This is a genomic window from Marinomonas fungiae, assembly GCF_001418205.1.
GTDB classification, from domain to species: domain Bacteria; phylum Pseudomonadota; class Gammaproteobacteria; order Pseudomonadales; family Marinomonadaceae; genus Marinomonas; species Marinomonas fungiae.
This window is the reverse complement of sequence record NZ_LIQF01000021.1, coordinates 1-19,010: the sequence shown is the minus strand read 5'-3', so window position 1 is coordinate 19,010 and position 19,010 is coordinate 1. Positions and strand designations below refer to the sequence as shown.

The window sequence follows — 19,010 nt, the reverse complement described above, 5'->3', positions numbered from 1 at the left end:
AAATAAGAGGAAAGATTATGGGATTGGATTTAGTAACCATTTGGACACTTGTCATTGGCTTTGTTCTGATGATGTATGTGTTGTTAGATGGGTTTGATTTAGGCATAGGTCTGCTGTTCTTGGGCGTACGCAGTAAGCGAGAACGTGACATTATGGTGAACTCTGTTGCGCCGATATGGGACGGTAATGAAACCTGGTTGTGCTGGGGGGGGGCGGGCTTAATGGCCGCGTTTCCCTTGGCCTATGCGGTGATTCTTGAAGCCTTATACATACCGCTGTTGGCCATGTTATTTGGCTAAATTTTACGAGGCGTGGCGTTTGAGTTTCGCTTTAAGGCAGTCGCTAAGCATCAAGGCGTTTGGGACATTCTGTTTTGCGTTGGCTTTCTATTAGCAACTTTTTCCAGGGCGCGGCAATGGGCGCAGTGATTCAAGGCTTTGCCGTTGAGAACCAACAATATGCTGGTGGTGCTTGGGATTGGCTCAATTGGTTCAGTATTCTAACGGGTTTTAGCTTGCTTCCAGCCTATGCATTGCTCGGATCCACTTGGTTATTGATTAAAACAGAGGGCGAGCTGTACCAGAAAATGAGTCATTACTCGCTTCATCTTCTGGTTTGGTTAGGTTATGCCATGACCGCCATACAGTTGATTACTCCTTTCCTAACAGACGCCATCAGAGAGCGTTGGTTGACCTTACCCAACTTCTTCTACATGGGCTTTGTCCCTATGTTGGGATTGATGTTGTACACCTGGGTGTACTATGTCATCTGTTTCTCGGACTGGGAAAGATGGCCCTTTGCCATTACCTTGGCTTTACTAGGAACCGCTTACTTCACACTAATTACCAGCCTGTGGCCGAACATTATTCCGCCGCATATCACCACCCACGAAGCGGCAGCGCCAGAATTGAGTATACGTTTTGCTCTCTGGGGGGGAGTCATTATCGTGCCAATCATCCTGGGCTACACCTATTGGTCCTACCATGTATTTCGCGGAAAGGTACGTGATACAGAGGGGTATCACTAATGAGTACTTGGCAAAATTTGAAATGGCTTGCATTGCTCTGGTTATTTGGCTTCGCCACGGTAACGGCAGCAGGCTACGCCTTAAAAGGACTGATTTTTCTGACATTTCGTTAGGTCTTTGTACCCCATTTTGTAGGATAAAAAATGTATCAATATGATGATTATGACCGCGCGCTGGTAACAGAGCGTGTGGCACAGTTTCGCGATCAAGTGGAGCGTTATCAAGCCGGTCAACTCAGTGAAGATGAGTTTTTGCCATTACGTTTGTAAAATGGCCTATATCTACAAAAGCATGCGTATATGCTGCGCGTCGCCATTCCATATGGGGTGCTTTCTGCGCAACAGTTGCGGGCCTTGGCGCAGGTGAGTGATACCTTTGACAAGGGGGATGGCCATTTTACGACCCGTCAAAACATCCAATTTAATTGGGTTAAGCTCCCTGAGATGCCTGATTTATTAGCCTATTTGGCAGAGCATGATATGCATGCTATCCAAACCTCTGGCAATGTAGTGCGCAATGTTACGACCGAAGCGTTTGCGGGCGTCGCCGCTGATGAGATCTATGATCCGCGTATTTTTGCAGAGATCATTCGCCAATGGTCCACCATTAATCCTGAATTTTTGTTTTTGCCTAGAAAATTCAAAATTGCTGTCAGTGCCTCGGAAAAGGACCGTGCTGCGGTACGCATTCATGATGTGGGGCTGTATCTATTTCGAGATGTGGAAGGGGATTTTTACTTTAAAGTCATGGTGGGGGCGGATTAGGTCGTACACCGTTTATCAGTCAAATACTGAATGACAAACTGCCTTGGCGTGATGTGCTGAGCTACCTCGAAGCCGTGTTGCGGGTGTTTAACCGTTATGGCCGTCGCGACAGTAAGTACAAAGCTCGGATTAAGATCCTCGTCCATTCCCTTGGTATAGAGGCTTTCAGAGCGGAAGTGGAGCAGGAGTTTAAGCACATTCCTAAGGATATAAATGGTTTAACAGACAATGAGTAAAGTAGAATTGCAGCGCAGTTTATCCCCGCTGTATACAAAACATTGGGGGAAACAGACTTGGAATTTGCGACACATTTACAAAACAATGTAGCTTTTTCAGATTGGTATGATTTGAATGTGCGTCCACATAAGGTGTTAGGCTATCGCTCGGTGGTGATTTCTACCAAGTTCCCGAGCAATATTCCGGGGGATGTGAGCAGCACACAAATGCGTGGTATTGCGGACATTGCTGAGCGATTTGGCTTTGGGGAAATTCGCGTGACCCACGAACAGAATTTTGTGTTACCGGATATTCCCAAGTCTTGTTTGTTTCAAGTCTGGGTCGAGCTCAATCATTTAGGCCTAGGACTGGCAAACCATGCTCTATTGTCGGACATGATTGTTTGTCCAGGTGCGAGTTATTGTAATCTGGCAACGGCCCACTCCTTTCTCGTCGCTGAACAAGTGGTTCGTGCGTTTACGCTTGCAGAGCAACAAGAGATTGGTCCAGTTAGCATGAATTTATCCGGCTGTATTAATTCTTGTGCCCATCATCATATCGCCAACATCGGTATGCTGGGACTGAATAAAAGCAAAACGGATCACTACCAAATCACCCTGGGAGGGTGTCAGGGCAATGACAGTCGCTTAGGGAAGGTGCTGGGCCCTGCCATCGCTGAATCGGAACTGCCCAATGCCATCCGCACCCTGTTCGATGTGTACCGCAAATATCGGGAAGTCGACGAAAGCTTTATTCAGGCGGTGGATCGATTAGGGTTAACACCGTTCAAAGAGGCGTTATACTCAGAGGGGCAGATATGAAAAATATCATTTCCTTAGTGGGCGGTGAGGCCAGGTAGAACTGAATGATCCTTGGGCATTAGCACAAGAGGAGGCTTTGATCGCTCCCGGCGTATTGAAGACGTCTCGAGTTGGTTAAGCGCGCCCTTAGAGGCGCGTTCGTTTGGGGGGCTCATTCAGCAAGAAGAGGAGCTTGAGCAACTCGTCTCTTACTTGGACAGCCTTAAGCTGATCGCTTTGTTGTTTAAAGATTTCAAGGACGGTAGAGCGAACAGCCTAGCCTATCTACTGAGAACCAGATATCACTTTCAGGGGGATCTACGGGCGTTAGGGGATGTCATGCGAGACCAGCTAAGCTTGATGAGACAATGTGGCTTCACCAGCCTTGCGATCAAACCAGGTAAAGACCCCTTTGATGCATTAAAAGGCATCAAAGGGCTGTCTGTGACCTACTCAGCCAGCGTCTGTAATCCCTCACCGCTATTTAAGCGTGTTCGACGTTATTGAGCTTGCAGCAAGGTCTGAAACAACAAGTGAAGCGCCGCTCGACGGCGCTCCGTCAGCGGCTGTGAGAAGCTTAGACGCATGTGGTGTTTATAGAGCCCATGGGCTGAGAACAAGACTCCTGGGGGAAGGGCAATGCCTTTTTCAATCAGCGTCTTATAGCTTTGCTGAGTGTCAATATGACTCGGTAGCTCCACCCAGCAACTGAGCATGCCCCAGTGGCGTTTAAGTTCAGCCAAGAGTTGATCCCGTTGTTCTTTAAGTTGCTGACGGTGCTGATTGACGTAACGTTTAAAGTGCCCTTGACTGATAAATTCTGCGAGACCTTCTTGGACGGCTTGAGGGCTGGCTTAGCCGCTTAGCCAGATCTCCGCATTAAGACAATTTAGGGATCAGTAATTTGTGAATAGATTTTTGCATCTGCGGCTAGGCTAGCACGTAACTCGCTAAGGAGTTAGACGTTCCACTAAGCTTATTTTTCTGCGACGATGACACATCTGCCGAGATTGTTAAGCTGTATGATACTGACATTCTAGCGTTCTTCGTAAGAGACAGCTATCTTTCATTGATATTAAAAGGATTATTGGGCCCCAAAGCATATGACAGCTTCAGATCAGAGCGCTAGCCAAGAGTTAAGGTTTCCTAAAGGACTACATTGGTATCACTGGGCAGTTATTTTTTTGTCATTGATGTTAACACTTGGAGCCTTTTATATTTCTGAAAAGCAAATCCAACTTAAGATGGCAAGCCAGTTTGAATTCCAGTCACAGCAGATCATAGAGCTGGTAAAAGAGCGCATGGTGCGATACGAGGAAGCTTTGCGAGCAGGTACAGCTGCACTGAAGATGCTACCTACCGCCGCTAGGCGTCAGGATTGGAGAGAATTTGAGCTAAGTCTAGATCTTGATGAACGTTTCCCTGGGATAAACGGTATTGGCGTAATTCACTATGTTCCTCCCAATAAACTCCCCACTTACCTCGCATGGCAAAGAGAAACCATGCCTGCATATCAAATTCATCCCAAGCACGATCAGGCAGAATATTGGCCGATCACCTACATAGAGCCTCAAAATACCAATCTCAAAGCCGTTGGGTTAGATATAGCCCATGAGAATAATAGATATACCGCTGCTATGAAAGCGAGGGACACTGGTGAAGCAAGCATCACTGCACCGATCACATTAGTTCAAGATGATAAAAAGACCCCAGGTTTTCTATTTTATGTGCCTTGGTACGACACAGCTAACTATGCCGAATTTGGTTCGGTGGAAAGTGATTTTATGGGGCTTGTATATGCACCTTTCATAATAAACAAGTTGATGGATGGTACGCTAGAGAATGCTAATCGATTAATTAACTTTAGTATCCATGATGAAGAAACATTGCTTTATACCGAGCTTAATTCTGATTCTAGTGACCTAGACCCTGATCCACTATTTATGCGCACTGAAACACTTGAACTCTATGGTCGGCCTTGGCGATTCGATTTGCAAACCACGGCGGTGTTTCGCAATCAACAGAGCCATATTCAACCCTACACAATCCTCATTTGTGGGTTGATCATTGACTCTTTACTACTTTCAATATTCATTATATCAACTCGATCTAACCGCCGTGCGGTCGAATATGCAAACCATGTGACGGAAAGACTGAAACAACGTAATGATGAATTAGAGACTGTGAGCGCATCATTAAAAGAGAAAAATAAGGGATTAGAAGAGGCTAACGCAGAGCTAGACCAGTTTGCGTTCGTGGCATCCCATGATTTGAAAGCACCCTTGAGGGGGATTCAGCAGCTTGCTACATGGATTGAAGAAGACAGTGAAGAGCTTCTACCAGATGACACGAAAGGCCATCTTACATTGATGAAGAGCCGAATAGCGCGTTTAGAGCGCCTCCTTGATGATCTGTTAGCTTACTCTAGAGTGGGCAGGAAAGACGGAGATCGAACGATCATCAGGCCTAAGGATTTAACGCTCGATATTTTTAATATGCTGAATCATGATGGCAAATTCGAACTTTCTGAGAACATGGATAACAGAGAGATTGAAATCTTCTCTACTCCGTTTGAGTTGGTGATGCGAAATTTGATTAGTAATTCTATGAAACATCACGATAAAGCAAAAGGACAGATTAAGATCTCTATGACTGTTGACTCTGGCAGGGCTTCAATCGAGGTGTCTGATGATGGTCCAGGTATTCCAGAAGAGCATCAACAAAAGGTCTTTGAGCTTTTCCATACGTTAAAACCGAGAGATAAAGTTGAAGGGAGCGGTTTGGGTCTCTCACTAATTAAGAAGATATTAGACAGATATGGATGCGAATACAGTCTGAAGAATAATAATGATGGTGGCCTTAGCTTTTTCTTTACATGGCCTGTCGAGCTGATTAACAAGGAAGAGCAAAATGAGAATGGCCAACCCATTAATCAGAGCCATAGATGATATTGAGGCATTAGAATTGCTAAAACGAGCAGAAGTGAACCGCCCTTATATAATACTCCTAGATCTTAATTTACCTAGGATGGTAGGGCTGGAGCTTTTGAAAACCATTAGGGAAGATGACGACCTAAAAGACGCTATTGTCTTTGTGCTTACAACCTCTAACAAAGATGAAGAGATCTGCTCTGCCTACCGTCTAAACGTAGCAGGATATATAGTGAAATCTTCTCTGAGCCAAGATTTCAGTCAAATACTTGAATTTCTAGATCATTATTGGCGACTAGTAGAAATACCATCATAGATATGGAGAGACATGGACATTCTTATTATTGATGACGATGCTGTAGATCGTATGGCGTCCATTAGAACACTAAAAAATGCGGGACTGAATATTCGTAGCATTGATCAAGCTGAAACTGGAACGGAGGGTATTCAGAAAGCGCTATCCAAGCATTATGACACGATCTTGCTTGATTACCAGATACCTCCCTCAAACGGCATTGAAGCTTTAAGAGAGATTCGTGGAAGCTGTGGCAATTCGACAGCAATTGTCATGCTAAGTCATAGCAATGATGAAAAATTAGCCCTTTCATGCATCGAAGCTGGCGCACAAGACTTCATTATGAAAAGCGAGGTGTCGATATCTCGTTTGAAAAGAGCAATTCTAATTGCTGCTGAGCGCAACGCTCTCGAAAAGCAGATAGAGACTCGTAATAATCAGCTTAGAGAGCTTGCTGAGCGGGACACACTCACAGGTTTAAGGAACAGGTACGTCTTTGATACTTCGCTGAATGATGAGTTCGAAAGAGCAAAACGAAACACCAGCCAGTTAGCGTTACTGATTTTAGATGTAGATGACTTTAAACGAGTTAATGACTTGTTAGGCCATCAAGCAGGCGACGATTTTTTGAAACATGTCGCTAGAAGACTAGAAGGCGTGACCCGAGGCAGTGATACGTTATGTAGATTAGGAGGGGATGAGTTCGCAATATTAGTTACCGACCTTCCAAAGTTAGAAAATGTAAAAGCGCTATCTGACCGTATTCTTGAAGCTATGGCTCCGCCTGTTAACCTTGGAACACACTCAATTCCGATTACGATGAGTATAGGCATTGCTTCCTATCCTCATTGCGCTAGTAGTGCGATGGAGCTGATGAAGTGCGCCGATGTAGCTATGTATCGGTCAAAAGAGCTAGGTAAGAATCAGGTACAATACTACACCCACGACTTCCATGCCAATATGCAGCAGCGTATGCAACTTGAAAATGAACTTAAACTAGCAATTAAGCGTGATGAGTTGAGACTATTTTACCAACCTCAAGTAGATGCTACGACAGGAGCTTTAGCTGGCGTTGAGGCGTTCATTTGCTGGCAAAATGAGCGTCGAGGATTGCTTGCGCCTGATGATTTTATTCCTCTTGCAGAGGAGTCACTCCTAATAATAGATATCGGACGATGGGTAATTAATGAAGCATGTCAGCAATTCAGTACTTGGAACAAATTATATGACCTAAAAAACATGACTTTTACAATAGCCGTTAATATATCGGCAAAGCAGTTCAAAGATCATGGCTTGTTTGATTACCTAAGAGCTTGCATAAAGTCTAATGAAATAGATGCTCAACTTATTGAGTTAGAGTTTACTGAGAGTAGTCTAGAAAGCAGTCTGGATGCAATTGATATGCTTAATAAGCTTTCTGATATAGGGGTGAAGCTCGCGTTAGATGATTTTGGAGTTGGTTATTCTTCTCTATCTCAACTTAAAAAGTTCCCATTCGACGTTTTAAAGATCGATAAGTCTTTTGTTCAAGACCCTAGAGACAATGGAAATGGCTTGCTTGCAGCTATTTGTGCCTTTGCACATTCACTTGGCTATGAAACCGTTGCGGAAGGAATAGAAACGGAAGAACAGAAACTCTTATGTCAAACTCTCAATGTTAACCGGTTACGAGGTTACTTGTTTGATAAGCCAATGACTGCGAAAGAACTACAAAAGAGCTGGCTAACACATTTACTGAAATATTTCACGGTTTAATTAATATAGGCCTTAGTATATTAATCGTCAGGAGCCATTCTTGATTCTAAGTATCGTAGTGCGACTGACACCATACTCTTTCGCTAGGGAACATGCGAATAAGTAGTCGTCCCTGAATAACTCTCAACCCATTGAATGCAAAGTGTTTTTATAAGATAGTTAATGCCTAAATCTTGCTATAAATGCGCCATAAGGCCCAAAAAGTTGCAGAATGGGCGATTTTTATGAAGCCTCGTCAGACAAAGACCATACCGCAAAAGGATTTATTCCAACCACAGCTCGTTGACATCATTAACCCCAACCATCCTTTAGTTCGACTGGCTAAGGTTATTGATTGGGACCAGTTGGACAACGAATTGGGGGACACTTCTCAACGGAGGGTGCATCCGCGTTACCCACTCGCCTTATGGCGGGATTGCTGTATTTGCAACACTTGCATAATTTGTCTGACGAAATGGTATTAGAGCAATGGCTTGAATCGCCTTACTACCAATACTTTTGCGGCGAAACCTTTTATCAACATGACTTTCCGTGTCATCCAACCAGTCTTGTAAAATGGCGAAAACGGTTAGGAGAAGAAGGCTGTGAATGGCTGCTAACCCAGACGATACAAGCAGGACTAAAACTAAAAGTCATCAAGCCAGCAAGTCTAAAGCGAGTAGTGGTCGACACCACGGTACAAGAAAAAAATATCACCTTCCCAACGGATGCCAAGCTCTACAACAAGGCTAGACAGCAGCTTACTCAGGTCGCCAAAGAACAAGGCATCACGTTAGGACAAACCTACGACAAAGCTTGTCATGAGCTAATGCCAAAAATTGGCCGCTATGGTCATGCCAAGCAATACAAGCGCATGAGAAAAGCCATTAAACAAGTCAAAGGCTTTTTAGGGAGAGTGCTGCGGGATATTGACCGGCAAGTAAAACGACAAGGGGTAACGCTCACCCAAAAACAGGAAGACACACTTAACCAATCCTCCCGAGTTCGACACTTAGCGTTATAAGCTATTGATTCGTATAGACTGCACTGCAAAATGCTCCACTACACGATCAGGTTATCGGGGCCAACGCTGGGTTTTTCGATGCTAAGCGCCTTGAAGATATCCAGCTGCTCACGGCTCATGCTGGACACGCCTGTCACGGTGCTGCCACCGAGTGTGGCCTGGTGATATTGGATACGCCGCAACTGCTCCAGTGCCCGCATGGGCGAGTGTTCGGAACCTGCTGCCTTTAAGCGCATCTGCATCACGCGGTGCAGAACCAAAGCGATAAAGCTGATCATGGCATGGGACCTGATCCGCTCAGGCAGTCGGTGGTACACAGGGCCGATTTCGATATCCGATTTCAGCGCCTTGAAGCCTCGCTCGATGTCTGTCAGTGATTTGTAGTGTCTGACTACCTCTGTGGGTGACAGGTTCTTGCATTTAGTGACCAGCAGCAGCTTGCCATCCATCAGGCGTGCACGTTTCAGGGCTTTTTCGTCAATATCGTAGCTAAACAGCTCACTTTTCAGATCAATACGCACGATTTTGGCCAGCGAGGATTCGCTGACTTCTTTGTATAAACGGGCTGTTGCGCCACCATCAGACAGCTTGCGACCGTGGGTGGTCTTGCCTTCATCCTGCCGGATAAGCTTCTCAGTCAGGCGCTGTGCTTCTTCTTCGATCGAGTTGATTCTGGCATCACGGGCCGCGGTTTCATCAGCGGCGCGTACGGGATCGTGGGCTACGATCAGGCGCTGCGCCTGCCACTGAGTCTCTGTGATCACTTCCGCTTCGGTGGAGTCAAAAACCGTGCGTTGCAACGGCTCCAGGATCGGTTCGAAGTCACTATAACGACGACCGGGTACCGCCAGAATAAACTCAACCGGTTGACCGTTCGGCAGCGTCATCTGCTCCAGCTCATCCAGGTTATCGACCGACAGTAACCCACGGTCTGCAACCACGACAATGCGCTTAACCGGGAAGCGCTCGATGATGGTTTTCAGGGTGGGCTGAAGGGTTTTGACTTCTGCGGTGTTGCCTTCAAAAACCTCATGGTACAGCGGCAGTCCTTCGGCGGTCTGAACCATGCCCAGCATGACCTGACGGCGGATACCACCGTCCTTGGAGCGCCCGTACTGCCTGAGTTCTTCGTCCTGCTCGGTCAAGACTTCGGCACGGATGGTGGTCATATCATAGAAGACGTCTGACAGTTCCTGATCGATCAGCGGACGCAGCAGTTCAGTGACTTTGTCATTGACGGCATCACGTTGAGTATTGAGTGCATCCATTGCCCGTAGCAGGTGCTGATGGTCAACTTTTTTGATACTGCCAACGCCGGGTGCGTATTTCGGTGATTGCGAACGCTCGTTTCGGTTTATTCCGAACACCTAATCCTACCATTTTTCTCTCGTCTCATTTTTACTCTAAGTGTTCGGTTTGTGCCAGCTTTCTCATAGACTCCCCTCCAAGTTCTATTCGATGACTATTGTGTACCAGCCTGTCCAATAAGGCGTCTGCTACGGTGGCGTTTCCGATCATGCTGTACCATTCCTTAACCGGTAGTTGGCTTATAACAATCGTACTGCTGCGCTGGTATCGATCTTCTAACACTTCTAACAAGTACCCTGAGTGTTCTTGAGTCAGTGTTTCCATTCCCCAATCGTCAAGAACAAGTAGATCTTTTCCTGCCAGCGATTGCAGCTGCTTCTGATAACTCCCGTCTAGGCGTCCGGCGCTTAGATCATCAAGCAGACGAGTTAACCGGTAGTATCTGACAGAGCATTGTTGATTACAGGCGCTGGTCGCTAAGGCGCAACCGAGGGACGTTTTGCCAGCTCCTGTTGGCCCTGTAATCAAGATATTCTGGTGCTTATGTAGATAGTTCCCTGTGAGGAGCTCGCCCATCTGTCTGCGGTTTAGGTTGCGTTGCTCTTCGTAAATGAGTTGGCTTGGCTCAGCATCTACTCTTAATTTTGCTTGTCGTTTCAGTCGTTGGATTTTGGTTTGATTACGATTCAATATCTCATTTTCCAGAAGCAGGCTCAGACGCTCTTCGAAGTCTAACTCTGCATAGGTGTTGAGTCGTTCTTGCTGTTGCTCTAATGCCTTTGCAGCATGGCTCAAACGGAGGGTTTTAAGTTGCTCGTTCAGTCTATTCATTTATCTTCCCCTAGTGGTAACAGTTCGGCCCACGAACATTACTATGGATAAGGTTCGGTGTACTTGTTTTGCTTTGGCTCAGTTGCCCTTCACGATGGTTCTTGAGTAGATTGCTGATAAAGGTGTAGTTCGGCTTTGCTAGCACCAATGCATCTTTGCTGGCTTGTTCAAGACGCGCTTCTCCATGCGTTTTACTTAGGCTGAGTAATCCAAGGCAAGCGCGATAAGATTGCTCAGGATGGGGCTTAGTGATCAGCATTTTATGGATGACCTCTCGGGTCGCTGGGCCGATGTTTTCGCCCCACTTGAGTAAACGTTCAGGTGACCATTTCTGGTGTTGATGATTGCTTGGCATGTGCTCTGATAAGGTGCTGCTACCTCGCTCTTTTTGACTGCGTGGGTGCTGAGCCACTAAGTTGCCTTGATGGTAGATTTGCACTATACGACTAGAGGCTTCTAGCTCGACGTGGCGACCCACAAGCTGATGCGGCACCGAGTAATAGTGACGTCGATACTCGATATGGTAGTCTGGGCCTACCTTCGCCTGCTTGCTTTCGGTGTACAGATAACGTTGTTTCGGAAGAGGTTTGAGCTCTGGTTGGTCAAGCTTCTCAAACAATGTTTGACGGCTTGCGCTGTATTGCTTCATCTCTCGTTGGTTCAGCTCATTCATAAGCTGACGAATCGCTAGGTTGAGTTCTTTGAAAGTGTAGAAGGTATCATGCCGCAGTCGCATCATAATCCAGCGCTCCACTAGAAGAACGGCATTTTCTGCTTTGGCCTTATCCTTTGGTTTGTATGGACGTGCAGGCATGACCGCTGTTTGGTAGTGGTTAGCAAGTTTTTGATAACTGTCGTTCAGTCTTGGCTCATAACGATTGGCTTTAGAGACCGCACTACGCATTCAGGATTGACCACCTGGAGCCTAGGGCCGCAGTAGTCAATAAATAGCTTATCTCCCGCAATATGCAGCTGACGCAGACTACGTTTTTGAGCTTTAAGCCAGCGATTAAAATGCTCACAGAACTGGGTATAGGCATAAGCATGTTCTTGATATTGCTCATAGTACTCTTGCCAGAGCAGCATCTTTGTCATGCCTTTACGCCTGAGCTCAACAACGTAATGCGAGAAGTCAGGCATTACCTTTTCTCGGCTAGCTTGTTTTGAGTGATAGAGCGCTTGGGTTAAGTCGGCATCACAGCAACCTTCAGGTAAAGGCCAGTCTATCTGGCTCTGTTTAAAGCGTGCGATCAATTCAGAGACCGTAGCCAAGCTTATATTCAAGCAACTGGCAATACTGCGGTACGACAGACCACAGTCAAATTTAAGGCGTAGCACCTCTTTGATTTTGTTCATAGGAGTTCTCTTTTTAGCCATGGTCGCTTCCTTACTTTTTTGCGAGATAGAGTAAGGGTAGCGAGTGATTGATTTAAAAGAGAAAAAGGAAGGATTTCGGCATTCAGAACGCGGTTTTCGCGATTGCGAACGCATATTTCGGAGTTAACTCAAAAGTGTTCGGATAATCGCGGAATGAGCGTTCGGATTAAACCGAAATGGGTGTTCGGATAATCCCGAAATGACTGTTCGGAATGGTCCGAAATACGCACGCCGGGAATACAGGCAGTCTCCAGCCAGCGCAGCACGCCCAGCTTGGACGTCCGGCGAGGTCAGGCGGTTCATGACCATGATACTGATCAAGGCTTCGATCTGGATGCTGTGACGCGTGCCGAGGAAGGCCTTGCGCAGCTGTTCAAAGCCGAGTGCATTCCAGAGCTGAGTCAGTGCCCAGACATCACCCAGGGCACGAGATGACTCAAAGCTGACGGCGGGCTTGTCCGGCAGCGATCGCCCGGTAATCCGGCACAGACCTTCGACCACGGACTCCAGCTCATCACCGAGCTTGTCGAGACGGCCGAGGGTCGCAATTGTACATTGTTTTGGGCGGCCGTTCTCATCTCGATAGGCTTCAACGAGCTGCAAATACTTGCGAGGGCCGGACTTGGTGACTTTGACGTACATGCCATGACTTTATTATCTCTTTATGACCTTTAAAACAGAAAAGATATCCACAGGCATGCCACTACAGAGTTTTAGGCGTCTAAAAAGCGTAAACCAGCATGAGTACTGGGCTGAGGTGTGTAAAACAGACGATTTTCAGTGGACAACTGTCGAATTCGGGTGTACCAGTTCTGCATAAAATGAATACGCAACATGGTAGACAAAGGATAGGGGCGACGACCATTGCCTGCTTTTGGATAGAAGGGTTCAATTTGGTCTTCAAGCTGCTGCCAAGGAATCAACTCATCCATTCTACCAAGGAAGAGTTCTTTGCGAGTTTTGCGGCGTTTGCTGGTAAATTCGGTGTCGGCGAAGGAAAGCTGGTTCATGATCGGCTGGATTCGTAGTCAGATTAAGTCGGCAAGATTGTCTCATGTTACCGACTTAATCGCATGTTCCCTAGATATCGCACCAATAGAGCCAATCATGAGTTATTAAGACTTGATTTATTAGAGTTTGGTGATATTAAGGTTGAATTGACAAGTTAGCTAAATTATAATTTAAGACAAATGAGAAATTAGCCGGTCTATCAAGTAAATACTTTAAGCAACTGCAGGTTTTCAATTCTTGGCTAGTATTGTTAAGTCAGTGATGTTTTGCGAAATGCTAATTCCTTGTGGGATTGGTTGCTGATAATAGCTTTGAGTGTTTTGGAATGCTGGCAAAAAAATCTAATAACTTTTACCTACAAGTCCTAGAGCAAGCAATCGTTGCTGTTATCACAATTAATGAAAAAATATTGTCACTTTTTATAACAATGCAAGTGAAAAGCTATGGGGTTATAAAGCCTCTGAAGTAGTTGGGTAAAATGTCAAAATGCTCGTGCCTGGGATGATCCAAAGCCAACATGATGTTTTTGTAAATGCCAATAGCTCAACTGGGCAGGATAAAATTGTAGTTACGAATGGTGAAGTCCAAATTGAGCGCAAAGATGGCTCTAAGGTTTGGGGTAGCCTATTGTTGTCTAAAGTAAGATTAGATAACAGAATTCTCTATACCGCTTTTGTCAAAGACATAACAGTTGAGAAAACAGCGCAAGACATTATAAACCAAAGGCTTGAGCAGGCTTTGGATGTCGTTTTTACCATAGACAAGCATAATATTACTTTCTTTAATAAGGCAGCTGAATATTTATGGGGTTACCGACGAAAGGTAGTAATAGGACAAAACGTGAAAATGCTTGTACCTGTTGATATTCAACATAATCATGATGCTTACGCCAATGCTAACCGAAGTAATGGTGACGATAAAATTGTTGGAACTACTCGGCAAGTACCTATTCACCGAAAAGATGGTAGCACATTAAAAGGATTACTGGCTTTGTGTAAGATCCGAATTGGTGATGATATAGCTGTTTTTGAAAACTGCTTGGCAAGAACAAAATCTAATCGCAATAAGTTTATGTTTTTCATTGCAAAACATTTTTATGTCTGCTTTGTTTGTTTGAGTTGTAATTTTGTCTTAAAGAGCAATGAACCTTTAATAAGATTTCTAATAGGGAATACATGCGACTTAATTCACAGATTACACCCAACGAAAAAACGTTTGATAAAAACACTAAACTAATTTCTGTTACTGATCTTCAAGGCAATATCATTGATTCTAATGATTCATTTTTTGAGATCAGTGGTTTTGAAAAGCATGAGCTTATTGGACAACCGCACAATATTGTGAGGCATCCTGATATGCCTTCAGAAGCTTTTAGGACGATGTGGAATCATCTCAAAGCGGGTAAGCCATGGATGGGGTTGGTTAAAAATAGATGTAAAAATGGTGATTATTATTGGGTTGATGCTTATGTAACACCAGTTACTCATAATGGTAAGGTTGTGGGCTATGAATCCGTTCGCTCTTGTCCATCAAGGCAAGACGTAGAACGTGCGACCAAGCTTTATCGTGATATCAATGAAGGTAAAACGAAACGTACAGCGTTACCGATATCACTTGAAAATGCTTTTTTAATTTTATCTATTGCTATTTGTGCAAGTTTATTTGGCTTTGGTTTTAAAGAGCTTTCTGAGCGGGTATTGTTAGTTTGCGTCATCATCTTTGCGTTTTGGGTCTCATTTAATAGAAAGAAAACCCTTAATGCATTAAATGAGATGCTAAATCATGCATTTTCAGATGAGCTTGCTGTACAAAGCTATACTGATGAAACCGGCGATTTAGGTAAGCTAAAAGTGGCTATTCTTAGTCAGCTAGCGCATTTAGGCACCGTGATTACTCGAATTGAAAACGCGGCGCATGTCGTCTCTAAAGAGTCTGAAAAAGGCGCAGAACTCACGGCAAAAACGAGAAACGACATTGAAAGCCAGCAGTCTGAGACGATGCAGGTTGCAACCGCAATGAACGAAATGTCGACTACTATTGCTGAAGTATCCAAAAATGTTAGTGATACTGCAACGCATGCCGACACCGCCAATCAGCTTGCCATCAAAGGCAACGAGGTCGCAAACATCACCCGAAACGCTATTCAAAAGCTCAAGCGCACTGTTGAACAAATTGGTAGCTCTGTTTGTAGCGTTTCAGATCAAACCGCTCGAATTGCCAGTGCGGCACAGATTATTGAACAAATTGCTGAACAAATCAATTTACTTGCGCTTAATGCGGCTATTGAGGCGGCGCGTGCTGGTGAGCAGGGGCGTGGTTTTGCGGTAGTTGCAGATGAAGTCAGAAATCTCGCAAGGCGCACTCAGGAATCGACAAAAGAAATTTACGGCATCGTTAACGAGTTAACTCATCGAGCAGGCGATGCCGTAAAAGTCGCAGATGCAGGCGCTGTTGATGCTGAAGATGGTCTTTCGCATGTCATTGAAAGCGGCAAAATGTTAAGTGGTATTTCAGAATCAATTGGGCAAATCGCCTTCATGTCTACCCAAATGGCTGCGGCAGTAGAAGAGCAGGCACATGTTGCCGAGGACATAAACCGTCAAATTGTAAATATCTCAATGCTTGCCGACTTAACTAATGACAGCTCGATGCAACTATCAGAAACGATTATTTATTTGAATAAGATAGCTGATGAGCTTCATGAATTAGTTGTTCGATTTAAGAGATAGGTTATGGAAAAGTTAATTGATGATCTTGGCGCTCTTTATAAAGCCTTATTAGATGCTGCTGCCGACGCTATAATTGTCATTGATATGAATGGCGTAATATTAAACTTTTCAGCCTCAGCAGAGAAGTTGTTTCAGTATTCTAAAGAGGAATGTCTTGGGCAGAACGTTAGTATGCTGATGCCACAACCTGATAGACAGTTGCATGATAGTTATCTTAAGAACTACCAGAGAAGCGGCGTAGCCAAAATTATTGGTTTAGGTCGTGACGTAATGGGGTTAAAGAAAGATGGTACTGTATTCCCAATGCACCTATCAGTTGGTAAAGCTTGTATCAAAGACAAAACATACTACATTGGTATTTGTCATGATTTATCAGATTACAAAAAAAACATTTCAGAAAAGCTTCAGATTGAGTCTTTACAAAATGCGCTGTTCGATGCGGCAGTAGATGGCATTATAACTATTGATGATAGAGGGCTTATCAAAAGTTTTAATCATGCATCCGAGGTTATGTTTGGCTATTCTCGTGAAGAAGTCTTAGGCAAAAATATCAAGATGTTAATGCCTTCTCCCTTTAAGGATGCGCACGATCAATACCTTAAAAATTATCTTACTACAAACAAAGCTCAAATCATAGGTGTAGGACGCGATGTTCCAGGTCTTAGAAAAGATGGCAGTATTTTTCCAATGCGTTTATCAGTTGGAAAGGCCCAAGTAGCAGAGGGTAAGCTCTTTATTGGCGTATGCCACGATCTAACGGACTATCAAAATGCATTGATGGAACTATCACAAGCTGAACAGCGTTACAAAAGTATCGTTGAATGCCAGGGGCAAATTATTTGCCGTCTAGATTCTGACTTCAAAATAACGTTTGCGAACAAGTCTTTTCAACATATTTTTGAATGTACAGAGCAAGAAATTATTGGTATGCACTTTATTAATTTTATAAAAGGCGATAAAAGCGATATTCAGCAAGTGCTGCGCGACGTGGTAAGAAATAAGAATAACGCTCAGCTACATTGCAAAACGCCTATGGTTCGTAAAAGTGGAAACTTTAATATTGAGTGGTGGTTCACTAAAGTACCAAATGATGTTGGTATTAACGAAATCCAAGGTTTTGGGATTGATATCTCAGATAAAGAAGAAGCAATTAGAGAAGCCGCATATCTTAAGAATCATGATGCGTTAACTGGAATGCTTAATTCAGATGCATTTGTTAATGCTCTAAGAAACTGGTCTCGTGATACACGCTATGCGATTTTTTATACTGACTGCAACCACTTTGGTTTAATTAATAATCGTTTTGGTTTCGATATCGGCGATAAAATGCTGTTAGAAGCATCTAGGCGATTGAAAAATTGTATTAAAAAACAAGCGATTTTTTGTCGTCCTGGTGCCGATGAGTTTGTTGTTGCAGTTGAAGTTGACAATATTTACGAGGCTTCAGAGCAAGCTGAATGTTTACTTGAGTGCCTAGAGCATCCTTACTTTTTAGATGACAATGAAATTCGAGTCAGTACCAAAATAGGAATATCAATTTACCCTGATAACTCAACAGATCTTGTTAGCGTTATTCGACAAGCGGAGTCTGTGCTTGCTCGTGCAAAAAGCAGTTTAAATCATATTGCATTTTATGATCCTTTACATAACTCCGTTATGCAAAGATTGCTTGATGTTGAACAGCGACTAAGGGTTGCTGTAGAGCAAAGTTTATTACAAGTTTTTTTACAACCAAAGGTTTGCCTAATCAACAGCACGATAGTTGGGTATGAAGCTTTGTTAAGGTGGAATGATCCTGTATTAGGTCTCGTTTCGCCTGCCGAATTTATAAAAGTGGCTGAATCGATGGGCTTAGCAATTTTAGTCGATCGATATGTAATAAAGACTGTACTCGAAAATATAAGTCGGTGTTTAGAGGTAAAGGCAAAGATATTGCCAATAGCTATTAACATAACATCTAGTCACTTTGATGATCCTTCACTTGTAGATTATATTTTCGACTTATCTGAACGGATGTCTGTACCACTCGATCTTATTGATTTAGAAGTTACTGAGGGTGTGTTACTTGATATGGGAGAACAGGTTCAAAATAACCTTAAAAAACTGAGAGAAAGAGGGATAAAAGTTTATCTTGACGATTTCGGAACAGGGTATTCGTCATTAAGTTATATAAAAAAACTAACTGTTGATGCAATTAAAATCGATAAGAGTTTCATTGATGAGTTGAATGAAGAAACAGGGAGACAACTTGTTTCAGCAATCGTTGCGATAGCGAATGCTGTAAAGCTTGAAGTAATTGCGGAAGGGATCGAAAATAAAGAACAAGCTGAAATTCTATTAAAGCTAGGTTGTCATTTAGGGCAAGGCTATTTGTATGCAAAACCTGAGTTCATTGAAACGGTATTGTTTTAAATTTTAATTATGTTCGAGGTTTAGCATGATCGGCTTTTTAGATATTGGAAAAATAATGATATCTTTTTCTGTGTAAGCGTCCGGTAATCCACACATTCACTCGTTAAGGAACATGCGATTAAGTCGGCAACATGAGACAATCTTGCTGACTTAAATTAATTGTGGCTCCTACCCAGCATGAACCAGCTCTCCTTCGCCGATACCGAATTTACCAGCAAACGTCGTAAAACCCGCAAAGAGCTTTTCCTTGCTCGAATGAATGAACTGATTCCATGGCAGCAGCTTGAAGCTCAAATTGAACCCTTCTACCCCAAAGCTGGCAATGGTCGACGTCCATATCCTCTCGCTACCATGCTGCGTATTCACTTTATGCAGAACTGGTACAACATGAGTGATCCTGCGATGGAAGATGCTCTCTACGAGATAACCTCAATGCGGCTGTTTGCAGGCTTATCATTAGAAGGCGCGATCCCAGATCACACGACTATCATGAATTTCCGTCACTTGCTTGAGAGGCACAAACTGGGTCGCAAACTCTTTAAAGAAGTAAAC

14 protein-coding genes and 6 pseudogenes are annotated in these 19,010 nt (G+C 44.0%); 14 read left to right on the top strand and 6 right to left on the bottom strand.

Going from position 1 to position 19,010, the window contains the following annotated elements; all coding sequences use genetic code 11:
* Window positions 1-17: 17 nt before the first annotated feature.
* The 6 genes and pseudogenes from ASC49_RS20230 (at window position 18) to ASC49_RS18535 (ending at window position 3,314) form a co-directional block, all read left to right on the top strand.
* Window positions 18-299 (top strand): cytochrome d ubiquinol oxidase subunit II, encoded by a 282-nt coding sequence (locus ASC49_RS20230; RefSeq protein WP_281175800.1) that lies wholly within the window; start codon window positions 18-20, stop codon window positions 297-299.
* Window positions 300-415: 116 nt separating this feature from the next.
* The gene (locus ASC49_RS20225; protein ID WP_281175799.1) at window positions 416-1,027 is read left to right on the top strand and encodes a cytochrome d ubiquinol oxidase subunit II; all 612 of its coding nucleotides are present in this window, start codon (window positions 416-418) and stop codon (window positions 1,025-1,027) included.
* Between the two features lie 143 nt (window positions 1,028-1,170).
* On the top strand, window positions 1,171-1,296 hold the full coding sequence (locus ASC49_RS20280; protein ID WP_323133252.1) for a hypothetical protein: 126 nt from the start codon (window positions 1,171-1,173) through the stop codon (window positions 1,294-1,296).
* A gap of 30 nt (window positions 1,297-1,326) precedes the next feature.
* Window positions 1,327-2,027 (top strand): annotated as a pseudogene (locus ASC49_RS20275) (nitrite/sulfite reductase).
* Window positions 2,028-2,084: 57 nt separating this feature from the next.
* Window positions 2,085-2,828 carry a nitrite/sulfite reductase gene (locus tag ASC49_RS20265; RefSeq protein WP_342667553.1) on the top strand — a complete coding sequence of 248 codons (744 nt, stop codon included), beginning with the start codon at window positions 2,085-2,087 and terminating at the stop codon, window positions 2,826-2,828.
* Between the two features lie 51 nt (window positions 2,829-2,879).
* Entirely contained in the window at window positions 2,880-3,314 is a 435-nt protein-coding gene (locus tag ASC49_RS18535) for a DUF934 domain-containing protein (protein WP_055464729.1), read from the top strand.
* On the opposite strand, the gene ASC49_RS18530 is transcribed toward ASC49_RS18535, so the two are convergent.
* Window positions 3,308-3,550 (bottom strand): hypothetical protein, encoded by a 243-nt coding sequence (locus ASC49_RS18530; RefSeq protein ID WP_141656881.1) that lies wholly within the window; start codon window positions 3,548-3,550, stop codon window positions 3,308-3,310. The two genes, ASC49_RS18535 and ASC49_RS18530, sit on opposite strands and share 7 nt — an antisense overlap.
* Before the next feature lie 360 nt (window positions 3,551-3,910).
* Here ASC49_RS18530 and ASC49_RS18525 point away from each other — a divergent pair, with 360 nt between their 5' ends.
* From ASC49_RS18525 to ASC49_RS18510, 4 genes and pseudogenes are all read left to right on the top strand, one after another.
* On the top strand, window positions 3,911-5,755 hold the full coding sequence (locus ASC49_RS18525; protein ID WP_055464727.1) for a CHASE domain-containing sensor histidine kinase: 1,845 nt from the start codon (window positions 3,911-3,913) through the stop codon (window positions 5,753-5,755).
* Window positions 5,724-6,053, top strand: coding sequence for a response regulator (locus ASC49_RS18520; RefSeq protein WP_162265221.1), 330 nt, complete (start codon window positions 5,724-5,726; stop codon window positions 6,051-6,053). Before ASC49_RS18525 ends, ASC49_RS18520 begins: the two co-directional genes overlap by 32 nt.
* Window positions 6,054-6,065: 12 nt before the next feature.
* Window positions 6,066-7,787 (top strand): two-component system response regulator, encoded by a 1,722-nt coding sequence (locus ASC49_RS18515; protein ID WP_055464725.1) that lies wholly within the window; start codon window positions 6,066-6,068, stop codon window positions 7,785-7,787.
* Window positions 7,788-8,011: 224 nt separating this feature from the next.
* Window positions 8,012-8,772: pseudogene (locus tag ASC49_RS18510) on the top strand (IS5 family transposase); the annotation flags it as partial.
* A gap of 56 nt (window positions 8,773-8,828) precedes the next feature.
* Here the strand turns inward: ASC49_RS18510 and ASC49_RS18505 are convergent.
* The 5 genes and pseudogenes from ASC49_RS18505 to ASC49_RS18485 form a co-directional block, all read right to left on the bottom strand.
* Window positions 8,829-10,109: pseudogene (locus ASC49_RS18505) on the bottom strand (IS1634 family transposase); the annotation flags it as partial.
* Between the two features lie 79 nt (window positions 10,110-10,188).
* Entirely contained in the window at window positions 10,189-10,929 is a 741-nt protein-coding gene (gene istB / locus ASC49_RS18500) for an IS21-like element helper ATPase IstB (RefSeq protein WP_055464722.1), read from the bottom strand.
* 10 nt (window positions 10,930-10,939) lie between these two features.
* A pseudogene (locus ASC49_RS18495) lies at window positions 10,940-12,306 on the bottom strand (Mu transposase domain-containing protein).
* Between the two features lie 203 nt (window positions 12,307-12,509).
* Window positions 12,510-12,948, bottom strand: a pseudogene (locus ASC49_RS19835) (IS1634 family transposase); the annotation flags it as partial.
* Window positions 12,949-13,109: 161 nt separating this feature from the next.
* Window positions 13,110-13,319, bottom strand: a pseudogene (locus ASC49_RS18485) (IS5/IS1182 family transposase); the annotation flags it as partial.
* 499 nt (window positions 13,320-13,818) lie between these two features.
* Between ASC49_RS18485 and ASC49_RS18480 the strand changes: the two are divergent.
* The 4 genes from ASC49_RS18480 to ASC49_RS18465 form a co-directional block, all read left to right on the top strand.
* Window positions 13,819-14,553 (top strand): PAS domain S-box protein, encoded by a 735-nt coding sequence (locus ASC49_RS18480; protein ID WP_211262093.1) that lies wholly within the window; start codon window positions 13,819-13,821, stop codon window positions 14,551-14,553.
* A complete protein-coding gene (locus tag ASC49_RS18475; protein ID WP_055464719.1) occupies window positions 14,493-16,046 on the top strand; it encodes a methyl-accepting chemotaxis protein in 1,554 nt (517 codons plus the stop codon). The genes ASC49_RS18480 and ASC49_RS18475 overlap by 61 nt, the downstream gene beginning before the upstream one ends.
* Window positions 16,047-16,049: 3 nt before the next feature.
* Window positions 16,050-18,458, top strand: a complete 2,409-nt coding sequence (locus ASC49_RS18470) for an EAL domain-containing protein (protein ID WP_055464718.1) — start codon at window positions 16,050-16,052, stop codon at window positions 18,456-18,458.
* Window positions 18,459-18,635: 177 nt separating this feature from the next.
* The coding region (locus ASC49_RS18465) for a transposase (RefSeq protein ID WP_141656880.1) at window positions 18,636-19,010 on the top strand (375 nt) is incomplete at its 3' end.

Excerpts from the sequence above, each read along its gene's own strand:
- ASC49_RS20230 (WP_281175800.1), top strand. The coding sequence starts at position 18 with ATGGGATTGGATTTAGTAACCATTTGGACACTTGTCATTGGCTTTGTT.
- ASC49_RS20225 (WP_281175799.1), top strand. The coding sequence starts at position 416 with ATGGGCGCAGTGATTCAAGGCTTTGCCGTTGAGAACCAACAATATGCT.
- ASC49_RS20280 (WP_323133252.1), top strand. The coding sequence starts at position 1,171 with ATGTATCAATATGATGATTATGACCGCGCGCTGGTAACAGAGCGTGTG.
- ASC49_RS18525 (WP_055464727.1), top strand. The coding sequence starts at position 3,911 with ATGACAGCTTCAGATCAGAGCGCTAGCCAAGAGTTAAGGTTTCCTAAA.
- ASC49_RS18520 (WP_162265221.1), top strand. The coding sequence starts at position 5,724 with ATGGCCAACCCATTAATCAGAGCCATAGATGATATTGAGGCATTAGAA.
- ASC49_RS18515 (WP_055464725.1), top strand. The coding sequence starts at position 6,066 with ATGGACATTCTTATTATTGATGACGATGCTGTAGATCGTATGGCGTCC.
- istB (WP_055464722.1), bottom strand. The coding sequence starts at position 10,929 with ATGAATAGACTGAACGAGCAACTTAAAACCCTCCGTTTGAGCCATGCT.
- ASC49_RS18480 (WP_211262093.1), top strand. The coding sequence starts at position 13,819 with ATGATCCAAAGCCAACATGATGTTTTTGTAAATGCCAATAGCTCAACT.
- ASC49_RS18475 (WP_055464719.1), top strand. The coding sequence starts at position 14,493 with ATGCGACTTAATTCACAGATTACACCCAACGAAAAAACGTTTGATAAA.
- ASC49_RS18470 (WP_055464718.1), top strand. The coding sequence starts at position 16,050 with ATGGAAAAGTTAATTGATGATCTTGGCGCTCTTTATAAAGCCTTATTA.